Genomic DNA, 12,261 nt, shown 5'->3' with positions numbered 1-12,261 from the left:
GACCCATGTGTCCGATCCATGTGCCTGGTCCGAGGAGAAGCGGCGTGACGAGTACGACTGGTGGGGCGACGAGTTCGGCGGGGCCCTGGGCGGGCGCGGACTTCCAGGAGCCGCCCCGTACCCCCGGCGGCGTGGCGCTGTGCGGCGCGTGCCGCGTCGCCGGTTCCTGCCGCCTGGGCGTCGGGGGCGAGCGGCTCGACGAGGACGGCGTGGCTGTCTTCGAGCTCACCTGCCCCCGCGACCAGGAGGGCGGCCCGAATGTCGCGCACGGCGGTTGGACGGCGGCCGTACTGGACGACTGTCTCGGTCATCTCCCTCTGCTGCACCGGGTGTTGAGCGTGACGGCGGAGTTGAGCGTGAGCTTCGTGAAGCCGGTGCCGGTGGAACGGCCACTGGAAGTCCGGGCGTGGGTCGAGCGGCGCGAGGGCCGGCGCTGGTACATCGCGGGTGAGATGGTGCTGCTGCCGACCCGCGCCGTGCTGGCCCGGGTCTCCGGGATCTGGGTGACCCGCGACCAGGGCCACTTCGCGCGGCACGAGGAGTGGCTGGCCACCCAGGAGGCCAGGGGCGAAAGCGCGGGTCAGTAGGACCGCAGCCCCATGCTCCGGGCGATCCCGTTGCGTTGGATCTGGCTGGTGCCCCCGGAGATCGTCGCCACGATGGACTCCCGGTAGCGGAAGCTCATCACGCTCTCGGTCGAGAAACCGTGCCCGGCACACACCTGCATCCCCAGCCGGGCGGCCGCCACGTACGTCTCCGACCCCTTCAGCTTGGCCATCGAGCCCTCCCGGGTGCACGGCTTGCCCTGGGCGAGCAGCCAGGCAGCGCGGTACGCGAGCAGCCGGGCGGAGTCGATCTCGGTCTGCAGGTCGGCCATGGCGTGGGCGAGGGCCTGGAAGTTCCCGATCGGACGGCCGAAGGCGTGCCGGGTGCGGGCGTACTCCAGCATTTCGTCCAGCGTGGCCTGCGCGGCGCCCAGGTATCCCCCGGTGATGATCACCTTCTCCAGTTCGATGTTGGAGAGCATGACCTTCCAGCCCTCGTCGCGCGGTCCGACGAGGTTCTCCTTCGGGACCAGGGCGTCGTTGAAGAAGACCTCGTTGGTGCCGAGGATGTGCCGGGCCAGCGTCGGTGTCCGGCGCACCTCGACGCCGTCCGTCGCGGGGTCCACGAGCAGCAGGCTGATGCCGCCGTGCTTGGGCTCGCGGGGCCCGGTCCGCACATAGGTAGCGATGGTCGTGTCGGGCAGACCGCCGCCGGTGCACCACGCCTTCTGGCCGCGGACGAGGAACTGGTCGCCATGGTCCTCGGCAGTGGTGCGCAGGGCGGCGGCGTCGGACCCGCTGTCCGGTTCACTGAGGCCGACGGCGAGCCGGTGGCGCCCCGTCATCACCTGCTCGCGGATGAAATCGCGCTGCGCCTCGTCGCCCCACCGGAACACGGTGATCCCCGGGATGAGCACGCCGATGTAGCACATGGCGACGTCGAAACTGGCCCGCCCCAACTCCTCGGCGATCAGGATGAGTTCGAGCGGGCTACCGCCGTCGCCGCCCTCCTCCTCACTGAACGGGAGGGAGAACCACCCCAGATCGGCCATGCCGCGGAACAACTCGGGCGGCACGATGCCCTCCTCGTCCCACTGTTTGGCCTTCTCGGCCGGGCACACGTCGGCGACGAACTGCCGTGCCGTCGCGCGCAACAGGTCCTGCTCGTCGGTCAGCCCGAAATCCACGGCCACTCCTCGCCCACACTAGGCTAATCATCTATCTAATTATTCTATGTTAGCGGATGGAGGCGGCAGTCGGAGAGTACAGCGAGCCGACGTTTCTTGGGGGGTCGGCGTGGAAGACGGAGTCGATGCGGATCCCCGAACCGGATGCCAGTTCGCCCGACCAGGCCAGAGGGCCTGGTCAGAGCGCCAACGGTAGGCGCGTCGCGCCCTACACGCTGTAAGGTGACGCCCATGGCTGGCACAGACCCGCGGGCCCGGGCGGAACGGCGCAGCGCCGGTGAACTGGAGAGCGAGGTCCTCGCCGCGCTCTGGGCGACCGACCGCCCCCTGACACCGGCCGAGATCCAGGCCGAGATCGACGGCCCGCTCGCCTACAACACCGTGCACACCATCCTGAAGCGGCTCTACGACAAGGGGCTGGTCCTGCGCGACGCGGACGGGCAGCGCGGGGCGTACCGGCCGGCGAAGAACGCGGCCGAGTTGACCGCCGAGGCGATGCACGAGGCGCTGGACCGGGGCCCGGATCCGATCGCCGCGCTCCAGCAGTTCGTGAGCGGTCTGCGGCCGGAGGAGGAGAAGGCGCTGCGCAACCTGCTGGCCGGGGGCGCGGGATGAGGTTCGACGTGTACACGCCGTTGCCGCTGTCGGTGCTGCTCGCCGTGATCAGCCCGGCGATCGGCAGCCGGGTGGCTCCGGCGCTGGCCGCACGGGTGCTGACGGCCGCCACCGTGGTCACCGCGGCGGCCACCTGCTGGTCCCTGTTCCTGCTGACGGCGACGCTCGTCGGTGACGCTCCGCCGGTCGTCGCCGAGGCCCGGCAGGACGGGCACCGGCTGCCCGAACCGGTGCCCGAGGTGATCGGGATCGCGGCCGGTGTCGCCGTCGCCGTGCTCCTCGTCTCCGTCCACAGTGCCCTGAGCGCCGACCGCCGCACGCGACGCGCGCTGCGGCGGCTGTGCGAGGGCCACCCGGCGGACACCGAGCTGATCGTCGCCGCCTCCCCCGAGCCGCAGGCCTTCGCGATCCCCGGCACACCTGGCCGGATCCTGGTCACCGCCGGCATGCTGAGCGCCCTCGAACCGGCGGAACGCCGGGTCCTGCTCGCCCATGAACGCGCTCATCTCGCCCACCGGCACGCCCTGTTGGTGACCGCGACGACGCTCGCCGCCGCGGCCAACCCGCTGCTGCGGCCCGTGCGGGGCACGGTCGCGTTCCTGGTGGAACGGTGGGCGGACGAGCGGGCGGCGGACGCGGTCGGCGACCGTGCCACCACCGCCCGCGCCCTGGCCCGCGCCGCCCTGAGCGCCGGACACCCGCGCCCCGCCTGCGCGCTGGGCTTCACCGACCGTGCGGTCACCCGGCGGATCGCGGCGCTGCAGACGAGCCCGCCCCCACGCCTGTGGCCCCTGGCGGCGGCCGTCCTCACGCTGGGCGCGCTGCCCGCGCTCGGCGCGGCCGACGCGACGGACGATCTGTTCCGGATGCTGGCCGGAGTCCTCGTCTAGGCGGAGGCCACCAGGTGCCCCGGTCTGAACTGCCGACCGCCGGCGTCAGCGACCGCGGGGCTTGCCGCGCTTGGTTCCCTTGGCGCCGCCGGAGGAGCCGCGGGGGTTCTTGCCCGTCGTGCCGGTCCTGCCTGTCCCCTTTCCGGCGGCGGGCTTGCGGCGTGCCGGGGCTTCGGTGCGCTTCCCCTTTGTCTTCGGCTGGGCCGGTGGCGGCGTACGACCCCGGGTGCTGTTGACCGTGCGGCCCCGGACGATGCCGATGAAGTCCTCGACGAGCTCGGTGGTCGCTTCCTCGGGCCAGGAGAGGGCGACGTCCGACTGGGGGGCGTCCACGACCGTCCGGTATGTGAGGTCCTTGCGGTGGTGCAGCCGGGCCAGGGACTGGGGGACGTAGAGGATGCCGATGCCCGACGCCACGTGCTCGATCGCGTCCTCGGTGGTCGCGGGACGCTCGAACGCGGGCTCCCCGGGCGGCTGTTCCCAGCCGAGGACGTCGTCGAGGGGGTGGAGGACCACCTCGTCGGCGAGCTCGTCTAGGGACACCTCTTCGGCCGCCGTCACGACGTGGTCCTTGGGGGCCACGACCACGGTCGCCTCGGTGTAGAGGGGGATCGCGCTGAGGACCGTACGGTCGACCGGCAGCCGTACCAGACCTGCGTCGGCCTCGCCGCGCCGCAGCACATCGGATGCCTCGGTGGCCGGGACCGGTACGAGGGTCAGGGGGACGTCGGGCCGGCGCTCGTTCCAGATCCGCACCCACTTGGCGGGCGTCACCCCGGGGACGTACGCGAGCCGGAACGTGGGGGATGCTTCCGAGCCTGTCACCCCGCAAGGTTACCCGCCGTGGTCGGAGGCCTCTTACACGGTCGATACTCTTGACGGTATGAGTTCGCACCAGACCACCCAGACGATGAAGCCCGCCACGGCGGCGAAGAAGCTGGGTGTGTACCTAGAGGCCACGCCCGCCGAGTTCCAGGAGGGTGACGTCTCCCGCACCGAGCTGAACGAGTTGCAGGCCAATCCGCCCGAGTGGCTGCGCGAGCTGCGCGCCAACGGCCCGCACCCGCGTCCGGTCGTCGCGGCCAAGCTCGGGGTCTCCATCGCCGGTCTCGCCCGCGGCGGGGTCACCGAGCCCCTCACCACCGAGCAGATCGAGGCGCTGAAGAAGGACGGCCCCGAGTGGCTGGAGAAGGAGCGCGCCACCCAGGCCGAGGTCCGCAAGGAAGCCGAGCGGATCAAGAACAAGAAGAACGCCGACAACGACTGACGGCCGCGGCACGAAGGCGCTCGGGACGGGGAAGCCCCGCGCATCCTACGGCCGCCCCTCCGCGCGCGCAGTGCGCCGCCGAACTCAGCCGCCGCTCGAAGGGCGAAGGCCACGGCGTGAGTGAATGGAGGGCATGCTCCTCGACTTCACGCACGACCACGACGGTGAACGGCTCAGCGGTGTGTACGGCGGTGGTCCGTCCGGGGTCACCGCCGTGGTGCTGCACGGCGCGGGAACCAGCAGCACGGAGCGATTGCTTGCACTGGTACGGGAGTTCGTGGCCCACGGTTGCCGAGGGGTCGCCCTGGACTTCTCCGGGCACGGCCAAAGCACCGGCGAACTGGGCGAGTTGAGCCTGCGGCGACGGTTCGAGCAGGCCGTCGCGGTGATCGACGCGTACGCGGGGGCGGACGGGCCGCTGGTCCTGGTGGGCTTCAGCATGAGCGGGCAGACGGTGGCGGATCTCGTCCGGCACTACGGGGACCGGGTGGCCGCGCTGGGGCTGTGCGCGCCCGCGGTGTACACGGCCGAGGCGTGGGACGTGCCCTTCGGGGACGGGAACGGCCGGTTCAGCGAGATCATCCGGCAACCGGACAGCTGGCGGCAGGCGCCCGCGCTTGAGGTACTGCGGGCCTACGAGGGCCGGGCGGTGCTCGCCGTGCCGGGCACGGACGTGGTGATCCCGTCGGCGGTGACCGAGGCCGTGCAGGATGCGCTGGCCGCACGCGCCCAGTACACGCGGTTCGAACTTCCGGACGCGCAGCACCGGTTGGGAATGTGGTTCCGCGATCACGGCGAGGACCGGCGGGAGTTCGTGGAGGCGGTGCTGACCGGCGTCGACGGCCGTGGCTGGACGGCCACGCGTGCGTGGGTGGCCAAGCAACTCGGCGACGGCCGCGCGGTCACCGATGCGCGCCTGCTGGCCGGTGGTTGGAGCTCCCAGATGCGTCGGCTCACGCTCGACGACGGCACGGCCCTGGTGCAACGAACCTTCGTGAAGCCGTTCTTCCGCCACCACGGGCCCGGGCTGCTGGCCCGCGAGGCGTCCGTCCTGACGCTGCTCGCCGGGCAGGAGGACATCCCGGCTCCCGGGTTCGTCGCTGTGGACGCCACGGCCGAACACTGCGACCATCCGACCCTGTTGATGTCCGCGCTGCCCGGCCGCGTCCGCGTGGACGGGGTGGACCTCGACCGGCGCCTGGATCTGCTCGCGGCCCAGCTCGTCCGCGTCCACGACGTCGTACCGGCCGAAAGGCCACGCACGTACCAGGCGTGGACGTCCCCGGAGCGTGTGCGCACCCCGGACGGCCCGCTGTGGGAGCGCGCGGTGGACGTGATCCGCCGCGATCCGCCGTCGTACGAAGGCTGCTTCCTGCACCGCGACTTCCACCCCGGGAACGTGCTCTTCACCGGAGCCGGGCCGGGGCTGCGGATCACCGGCGTCGTCGACTGGGTCGAGACCTCGTGGGGACCTGCCGACCTGGACGTGGCGCACTGCTCGACCGCGCTCGCGCTGTTGCACGGGCCTGCGTACGGGCTGGACTTCCGTGAGCGGTACGAGGCACACGGCGGTCGTGCCCTCGCCGACGACTCCGACCACTTGTACTGGCGGCTGCTGGACGCCCTGCACTACTGCCCCGACGGGGCGAAGCTGGCCGGCCCGTGGCGTGACCTGGGGCGGGACGATCTGACGTCCGGGGTGCTCGGGGCCCGGCTGGAGGCCTACGTGGACGGCCTGCTGCAGCGATACGGCTGACCGGCGGCGGAACGTGGCCCCGCAGCCACCCGCGCGGGAACCGGACCGACGTCAGCGCGGCAGACGCAGGCCCGTGACGAGGACGTCGACCAGCCGGAGTGCGTCGTAGCGGTCGTCGCCCTCCGCGCCGACGCACAAGTTGCCGACGCCGCGCATGAGTTCGTAGGCGGTGAGGTCGGACCGGACCTCGCCGGCCGCGGCTGCCGCGTCGAACAGTTCGGCACACACGGGCAGGAGGCGGTCGAGGAAGTAGGAGTGCAGCGACTCGAAACCGGCGCTGTCGGACCTCAGCACCGCGGCGAGTCCGTGCTTGGTGACCAGGAAGTCGACGAAGAGGTCGATCCACTCCCGTAGCGCGGCGTACGGGGTGGCGCTGCTCGCCAGCAGCGTGGGACCCGCCTCGGCGCAGGCCTCGACCTGGTGCCGGTAGACGGCGATGACGAGATCCGCCCGCGTCGGGAAGTGGCGGTAGATCGTGCCGAGTCCGACGCCGGCCTCGCGCGCGATGTCGCGCACCGGAGCGTCCACACCCGACGCGACGAAGACCTTGGCGGCGGCGTCGAGCAGAGTCTCCTTGTTGCGCCGGGCGTCCGCCCGCTTGGACTGGCCCGCACTCCCGGCATCCGCGCCGTTCTCACTCACCGCGCACTTCCTCCACACCTCATGACTCACCGAGCAGGGCCGAACAGAGCCAAGCAGGGCTTGCTAAACGGAACGCTGTTCCGTATCGTTCCGGAACGGGGTTCCGTTTGGCCATGATGTCATGTCGGAGCCTGACCGGGCGACCAAACCGCGCCTCCCATCCCACCACCGCGCGTTGTCGAAGGACGGACGGCATCATGCCCCACACCCCGCGACCCAGCTTCGGCATCATGACCGCCCCCATGCAGGTCGACTACCACGACCTCCTGCGTGTCTGGCGCGAGGCGGACACCGTCCCGGAGATCGAGCACGCCTGGCTGTTCGACCACCTCATGCCGATCGGCGGCGACCCTGACGGACCGGCCTACGAAGGCTGGACCCTCCTCTCGGCGCTCGCCGCGCAGACCCGCCGGCTGCGGCTCGGTGTGATGGTGACCAGCAACCGTTTCCGGCCGCCCGCGCTGCTGGCCAAGATCGCCACGACCGTCGACATCGTCTCCGGCGGTCGGCTCGACTTCGGCATCGGTGTCGGCTCACGCCCGGACCATCCCCTGGCCCGGCGCGAGTACGAGGCCCACGGTCTCCCCTTCCACGGCTCCGCGCCCGCGGTGGCGAGCCTCGCCGAGGCCTGCACGGTGATCCGGCGGCTGTGGACCGAGGAGCAGCCCTTCGACTTCCACGGCACCCACCACCACCTCACCGGAGCGTTCGGCAACCCCAAACCCGTCCAGCGGCCCCACCCGCCCATCCTCATCGGCGGACGCTCGGCCGCGACACTCCGCGTGGTCGCCGAGCACGCCGACCTCTGGAACATCCCCGGCGGCGACATCGAGGACGCCGTCAGCCGCAGCGCGCTCCTCGACCGCTACTGCGCCGACATCGGCCGCGATCCCGCCTCCGTCACGCGCTCGATCCACCTGTCCGTGTCCTACGACAAACCCGAAGTCACCCGGGACGCGATCCGCGAGGCCGTCGACGCGGGCTTCCACCACATCGTGCTCGGACTGTCGGCGCCCTACCCCGCCGGTGTCGCACGCTGGGTCGCCGACGAGTTGACGTAGGTCCCTGTGCGGCGGGGCCGAGGTCAGACCACTCGCCGGTCGGCGAGCGCGGCCTCCGGACCGCGGACGACTCCGAAGATCGGCTCACCGGGCCTGTCGAGCTTCTCCGGTCAGTGTGCCGGGGTGCGCCGCACCACCTCGCCGTCACCGTTCGCCTCCAGCGAGGCGGCGCCTTCGGTGCCGGTCACGCCGACCCGGATGGTGACGGAGCCGGTGAGGCGGTCGGCCGTGAGCTGCCAGCTCCGCGGGGAGCGGACGCCGAGGGAGGTCCTGGCCTCCTCGACCAGGGCGGGGAAGCGTTCGTAGGGCAGGGAGCCCGGGTCGAACCCCAACGCCTCCGTCCCGGTGGGGGCGAACACCACCGACAGCAGGCGTTCCTGTACGACGACGGTGAGCGCCTGGCCCGTGGCCTTGCCCTTGGTGAGTGAGTCGACGGCGCGGCGCAGTTCGCCCTTGTCGAGAAACGACTGGCCGGGGCCGAGGGCGACCGTGCCGGACGCCGACGACACGGCCGTGGTCGACGACGTGGAGGAGACGGAGGGCCCGGCGGAGGAGGACGACCGCGCTGCCGTGTCCCGGTCGAACAGGTCGGCGCGGAACAACAGGAGCACACCGGCCGCGCCGAGCAGCAGACCGAGGAGACCGGCGAAGCCGACGGCACAGCCCCCTGACGGCTTGCTCACCATGGCCGACGCGGGCGCCGAGTCGAGGCCGGCCTTGGCGGCCCGGTCCTTCCAGTCCGTCGTCGGCCGGTGCACGATCTTCGCCCGCCACGGCCGGTCCGGCGGGTACTGGACCACCACGATGCCGCGCGGCCGGTACTCGGGCAGGTCGACGAGGTTGATGTCCTGTGTGAGTCCGACGCGGAACGCCGGCGCGTCGTCCGGTGCGACCGTGAGATCGAACCGCACCGGTACATCGCTCGACTCACCCCCGATGGCCCGCAGACTCTCGATCATCGCGAGAGCCGTGCACGGTGGGACAGCGGCCTCCCGGGCCCGCCTCGGCGATCCGGCGAGGAGCAACAGCAGACCGTAGGCCGCGGGCAGGCCCACACCCGTGACACACAGCGGCACACTCTCGACGACGCAGCCGGCGACGAAGGCGGTCAGTGACGCCCCGATCACAACCCCTGTCAGAAACCCGCGCGCGACGGCGACGGGGGTGTTGACCGTGGGCGGCGGACCCGTGGTGATCGTCATGCGGGCGATTGTGTCGGTCCCGGGTGACGGCCGGTAGATCACCAGGCGTCCTGCGCAGGTCAGTCGTGCGGGAACGAGTGGTGTTCGTGTGCGACCCGCCAACGGCCGTGCTCCTTGCGCAGCCCGAAGGTGAGCCGCAGGCGCAGGGTGGGGTCTTCGGCGAGCTCCTCCGGGGTGCCGCACCGGAGCAGGGCATGGGCGTATGCCACGTCCGTACCGGCCGTGATGTCGAGGGTGTCGATGTCGAAGCGGGCACCCTGTGCCTGCCATTCGAAGAACGGCGGCCAGCTGGCGCTGTAGGCGGCGAGACCGTGGATGCCGGCGTGGGGTGGCGGGACGTCGTACATGACGAGGTCGTCCGTGTGGTCCGCCAGTACGCCGTCGAGGTCGCCGCGGTGGACGGCCTCGGCCCAGTCGGTGATCAGGGCGCGGATCTGTGTCGCGTCGTCGGGCATGGACGGCTCCTGTTCCTGTCCCCCACTCCATGGTCTCTCGCTGACCCGACTCCCCGATCTTCGGCACATCATCGCCCCGGCCGGGCGACCGAGACGGATGGCACACTCTCCCTGTGCCGCTGACCTTCGACGACCTCCTCACCCGTGCCACCGCTCTCGCCCGCCCCGGCCGGCGTGCCGTCCTCGGCATCTCGGGCAGCCCCGGCGCGGGCAAGACGACCCTGGCCGAACACCTGGTGCGGGAGCTCAACGGCACCGGGGAGCCATGGGTCGCGCATGTCCCCATGGACGGCTTCCATCTCGCCGACGTCGAACTGGACCGGCTCGGCCGCCGCGAGCGCAAGGGCGCGCCCGACACCTTCGACGCGGCCGGGTACGCGGCACTGCTGCGGAGGCTGCGCGAGGAGACCGACGAGACCGTGTACGCGCCGGGCTTCGAGCGGGTTCTGGAGCAGCCGATCGCCGGCGCGATCCCCGTGCTGCCCTCGGCCCGGCTGGTGGTGACGGAGGGCAACTACCTGCTGCTGGAGGCGGGTTCATGGGCGCGGGTACGGCCGTGTCTGGACGAGGTGTGGTTCTGCGAGGCCGACGAAGGCGAACGCGTCAGCCGACTCGTCGCCCGGCACGAGGAGTTCGGCAAGGACCACGAGACCGCCGTGGCCTGGGTGTTGGGCACCGACCAGCACAACGCCGACCTTGTCGCTGCGACGCGCGGCCGGGCGGATCTGGTGATCCCCCCGGCCGCGCTGCCCTCGCCGTACGGCGTGCCCCGTATCTGAGGCTCACGCGTGGAGCGTCAGCTCCGGCTCCCCGTGGGCGTCGCCCGCCGCGTCGCCGATCACCGCGGTGAACGCCTCGGTGCGGACGGTCAGTTCACCGTTCTCGCCGCTCGTGAACTCGGCTGTGAGCGGTTCGGTTCCGGGGCCGTAGCGGACGACGAACACGTTCAGGTCCTCCGGGGCGCCCGGTGCCGGATCGGCTTCCAGAGCCGTGGAGGTGACCAGGTGGCTCCAGCCCTCGTCGGGGTTGCCGTAGCCGCGCGGGTCGGCCGCGAGGGCGAACGCCGCCTCCTGCTGGGAGAGTTCGGAGCGGGCGTCGAAGTGGTCCGGGCCCTCGCCGGTCGGATGGGTGAGGCGCAGGGCGCCCGCGGCGGTGACGTCGCCCTCGGCCGTCCGGCGCACCCGGTCGCCGTCGTCCGCCGCGTAGGGCAGCCCGGCGAGCAAGTACGGTGCGCCGTCGAGCCGTTCGACGGCGACCGTCGTCCACAGTCGCGTGCCGTCGGTGACGTACAAGGACCGGATGTGCCGCAGGACGTGGTCGCGGCCGACGACCGGCTTGGTGACCAGCTTGGCGGTGAGGCCGTCGGCGCGGACGTCACGGACCCGTACCTCGCCCATCGGGCGGCACAGCAGGAAGCCGTCGAGCACCGGGCCGAATCCGTGCTGCCGGTTCACGGCCGCGGGCAGGTAGTACGTGCCGTCGGCCTCGACCACCGCCGGGGTCATCTTCTTGTCGAAGGCCACCGACACGGTTCCGGCGCGGAGTTGATGACGGACCGCCTCCGTCGACGGGGTGCGGTGCCAGGGCGTGCTGTCCTGGATCTGCCAGACCAGCATCCACGCGAAGTGGCCGTCCACTCCCCCGTCCGGCTTGACCGCGTGCCGGGCCCAGCGGCTGTCGCCCCGGTAGCGGCCGATGTCCGCGCCGATACGGCTGCCGAAGTAGCGCAGACCGAGGACCGACTCGAAGGCGGAGTGCTGCTCGCTGTAGCGCGGACCGCCGTTGTCGAAGCCGCCGTTGGTGAGGCGGGCGTCGATGTAGCGGGCCAGCGCCTCCCCGTCCTCGGCGAAGACGTCCTCGCCGCTGACGATGTGCGCCTGCGCGAGGAAGGAGAGTGAGATCGGGCCGTAGTTGTTGTCGTACGCGCCACCGTGCTCTGGCGGGAGCAGGGCGCCGCGGTCGCTCACGCGGTGGGCGCGGATCTCGTCGCGATAGAGGCCCAGCGCGCGCTCGTGGACCGCCTTCCCCTCGTCGCCGGGCAGTTGGCGGGCCAGCATCAGACCGCCGACCACGCAGCCGATCGCCTGGTTGCCGGCCTCCTGTGGATTGAAGAAGGTGGCCTCGGTCAGCCAACGCCAGTAACCGAGCGCCAACTGGCCCAGTTCATAGCGGAGTTCGTCGTGGATGATGCTGTCGCCCACCGCGACGACATTGACCACCTGGAGCAGCGCCCACACCGTGCTCGGCCAGTCGCCGATCGGGTGCGCTCCCGGCTCCAGCACGTAACGGGCGTACGGGAGACCGGAGTTGCGCACCTTCAGGTTCGGGTAGCCGGGGTTGTCCTCCGTGAACACCCGCTCACGGAGGTGGAAGTACAGGCTGCGCAGGGCTGCTTCCGGGAGACGCGGGTCGTCGAGGCGCTGGTTGGCCAGGGCCAGCAGTGACGTGATGCCGAGCGACGTGTCCCCGATGTCGTCGTAGCAGTCGGGGTGTTCGAGGTTGCCCTCCGGTGTGATGCGCCGCAGGGCCTGCTCGACGACGTCGGCGAGGACCGCGTCGTAGGCCTCCGGGGTGTCGGGGAGGTTGTGCAGCGGGCCGCGCTGGTGGAGGAGGTGCACGGGTGGATCAGCCCTTCGTACCG

At 71.6% G+C, this 12,261-nt stretch carries 13 protein-coding genes; 7 read left to right on the top strand and 6 right to left on the bottom strand.

Features of this window, described 5'->3' with window-relative positions; genetic code table 11:
• Positions 1–44 precede the first annotated feature (44 nt).
• Positions 45–587 carry a PaaI family thioesterase gene (locus OC490_RS16540; RefSeq protein ID WP_262058701.1) on the top strand — a complete coding sequence of 181 codons (543 nt, stop codon included), beginning with the start codon at positions 45–47 and terminating at the stop codon, positions 585–587.
• Here OC490_RS16540 and OC490_RS16535 read toward each other — a convergent pair.
• Positions 581–1,732, bottom strand: a complete 1,152-nt coding sequence (locus tag OC490_RS16535; protein ID WP_262058700.1) for an acyl-CoA dehydrogenase family protein — start codon at positions 1,730–1,732, stop codon at positions 581–583. The genes OC490_RS16540 and OC490_RS16535 overlap by 7 nt on opposite strands.
• A gap of 231 nt (positions 1,733–1,963) precedes the next feature.
• Here OC490_RS16535 and OC490_RS16530 point away from each other — a divergent pair, with 231 nt between their 5' ends.
• The gene (locus tag OC490_RS16530; protein ID WP_262058699.1) at positions 1,964–2,347 is read left to right on the top strand and encodes a BlaI/MecI/CopY family transcriptional regulator; all 384 of its coding nucleotides are present in this window, start codon (positions 1,964–1,966) and stop codon (positions 2,345–2,347) included.
• Positions 2,344–3,237, top strand: a complete 894-nt coding sequence (locus OC490_RS16525; RefSeq protein WP_262058698.1) for a M56 family metallopeptidase — start codon at positions 2,344–2,346, stop codon at positions 3,235–3,237. The genes OC490_RS16530 and OC490_RS16525 overlap by 4 nt, the downstream gene beginning before the upstream one ends.
• 45 nt (positions 3,238–3,282) lie before the next feature.
• On the opposite strand, the gene OC490_RS16520 is transcribed toward OC490_RS16525, so the two are convergent.
• Complete coding sequence (locus OC490_RS16520) at positions 3,283–4,062, bottom strand: LysR family transcriptional regulator substrate-binding protein (protein WP_262058697.1); 780 nt, start codon at positions 4,060–4,062, stop codon at positions 3,283–3,285.
• A gap of 58 nt (positions 4,063–4,120) precedes the next feature.
• Here OC490_RS16520 and OC490_RS16515 point away from each other — a divergent pair, with 58 nt between their 5' ends.
• Positions 4,121–4,504, top strand: a complete 384-nt coding sequence (locus OC490_RS16515; protein ID WP_262058696.1) for a DUF5997 family protein — start codon at positions 4,121–4,123, stop codon at positions 4,502–4,504.
• Between the two features lie 133 nt (positions 4,505–4,637).
• The gene (locus tag OC490_RS16510; RefSeq protein ID WP_262058695.1) at positions 4,638–6,260 is read left to right on the top strand and encodes an alpha/beta fold hydrolase; all 1,623 of its coding nucleotides are present in this window, start codon (positions 4,638–4,640) and stop codon (positions 6,258–6,260) included.
• 51 nt (positions 6,261–6,311) lie between these two features.
• Here OC490_RS16510 and OC490_RS16505 read toward each other — a convergent pair whose 3' ends face one another.
• Positions 6,312–6,902 (bottom strand): TetR/AcrR family transcriptional regulator, encoded by a 591-nt coding sequence (locus OC490_RS16505; RefSeq protein ID WP_262058694.1) that lies wholly within the window; start codon positions 6,900–6,902, stop codon positions 6,312–6,314.
• Positions 6,903–7,099: 197 nt separating this feature from the next.
• Between OC490_RS16505 and OC490_RS16500 the strand changes: the two genes are divergently transcribed.
• Positions 7,100–7,963 (top strand): LLM class flavin-dependent oxidoreductase, encoded by an 864-nt coding sequence (locus OC490_RS16500; protein WP_262058693.1) that lies wholly within the window; start codon positions 7,100–7,102, stop codon positions 7,961–7,963.
• Positions 7,964–8,073: 110 nt separating this feature from the next.
• On the opposite strand, the gene OC490_RS16495 is transcribed toward OC490_RS16500, so the two are convergent.
• Positions 8,074–9,165: a hypothetical protein gene (locus tag OC490_RS16495; RefSeq protein ID WP_262058692.1), complete on the bottom strand. Its 1,092-nt coding sequence runs from the start codon at positions 9,163–9,165 to the stop codon at positions 8,074–8,076.
• A 59-nt stretch (positions 9,166–9,224) separates the two neighbouring features.
• Positions 9,225–9,620, bottom strand: a complete 396-nt coding sequence (locus OC490_RS16490) for a YybH family protein (protein ID WP_262058691.1) — start codon at positions 9,618–9,620, stop codon at positions 9,225–9,227.
• Between the two features lie 113 nt (positions 9,621–9,733).
• Between OC490_RS16490 and OC490_RS16485 the strand changes: the two genes are divergently transcribed.
• On the top strand, positions 9,734–10,399 hold the full coding sequence (locus OC490_RS16485) for a nucleoside/nucleotide kinase family protein (protein WP_262058690.1): 666 nt from the start codon (positions 9,734–9,736) through the stop codon (positions 10,397–10,399).
• Between the two features lie 3 nt (positions 10,400–10,402).
• On the opposite strand, the gene OC490_RS16480 is transcribed toward OC490_RS16485, so the two are convergent.
• Positions 10,403–12,238: a hypothetical protein gene (locus tag OC490_RS16480; RefSeq protein WP_262058689.1), complete on the bottom strand. Its 1,836-nt coding sequence runs from the start codon at positions 12,236–12,238 to the stop codon at positions 10,403–10,405.
• Positions 12,239–12,261: the final 23 nt, after the last annotated feature.

It is taken from the genome of Streptomyces sp. STR69 (genome assembly GCF_024519455.1).
Classification (GTDB): Bacteria; Actinomycetota; Actinomycetes; order Streptomycetales; family Streptomycetaceae; genus Streptomyces.
Note: the sequence above shows the minus strand (reverse complement) of the source record. Positions and strands in the feature narration are given on the sequence as shown.

What these genes read in the sequence shown, in the direction of transcription:
- OC490_RS16530 (WP_262058699.1), top strand. Translation starts at nt 1,964, where the DNA reads ATGGCTGGCACAGACCCGCGGGCCCGGGCGGAACGGCGCAGCGCCGGT.
- OC490_RS16525 (WP_262058698.1), top strand. Translation starts at nt 2,344, where the DNA reads ATGAGGTTCGACGTGTACACGCCGTTGCCGCTGTCGGTGCTGCTCGCC.
- OC490_RS16515 (WP_262058696.1), top strand. Translation starts at nt 4,121, where the DNA reads ATGAGTTCGCACCAGACCACCCAGACGATGAAGCCCGCCACGGCGGCG.
- OC490_RS16510 (WP_262058695.1), top strand. Translation starts at nt 4,638, where the DNA reads ATGCTCCTCGACTTCACGCACGACCACGACGGTGAACGGCTCAGCGGT.
- OC490_RS16500 (WP_262058693.1), top strand. Translation starts at nt 7,100, where the DNA reads ATGCCCCACACCCCGCGACCCAGCTTCGGCATCATGACCGCCCCCATG.
- OC490_RS16495 (WP_262058692.1), bottom strand. Translation starts at nt 9,165, where the DNA reads ATGACGATCACCACGGGTCCGCCGCCCACGGTCAACACCCCCGTCGCC.
- OC490_RS16490 (WP_262058691.1), bottom strand. Translation starts at nt 9,620, where the DNA reads ATGCCCGACGACGCGACACAGATCCGCGCCCTGATCACCGACTGGGCC.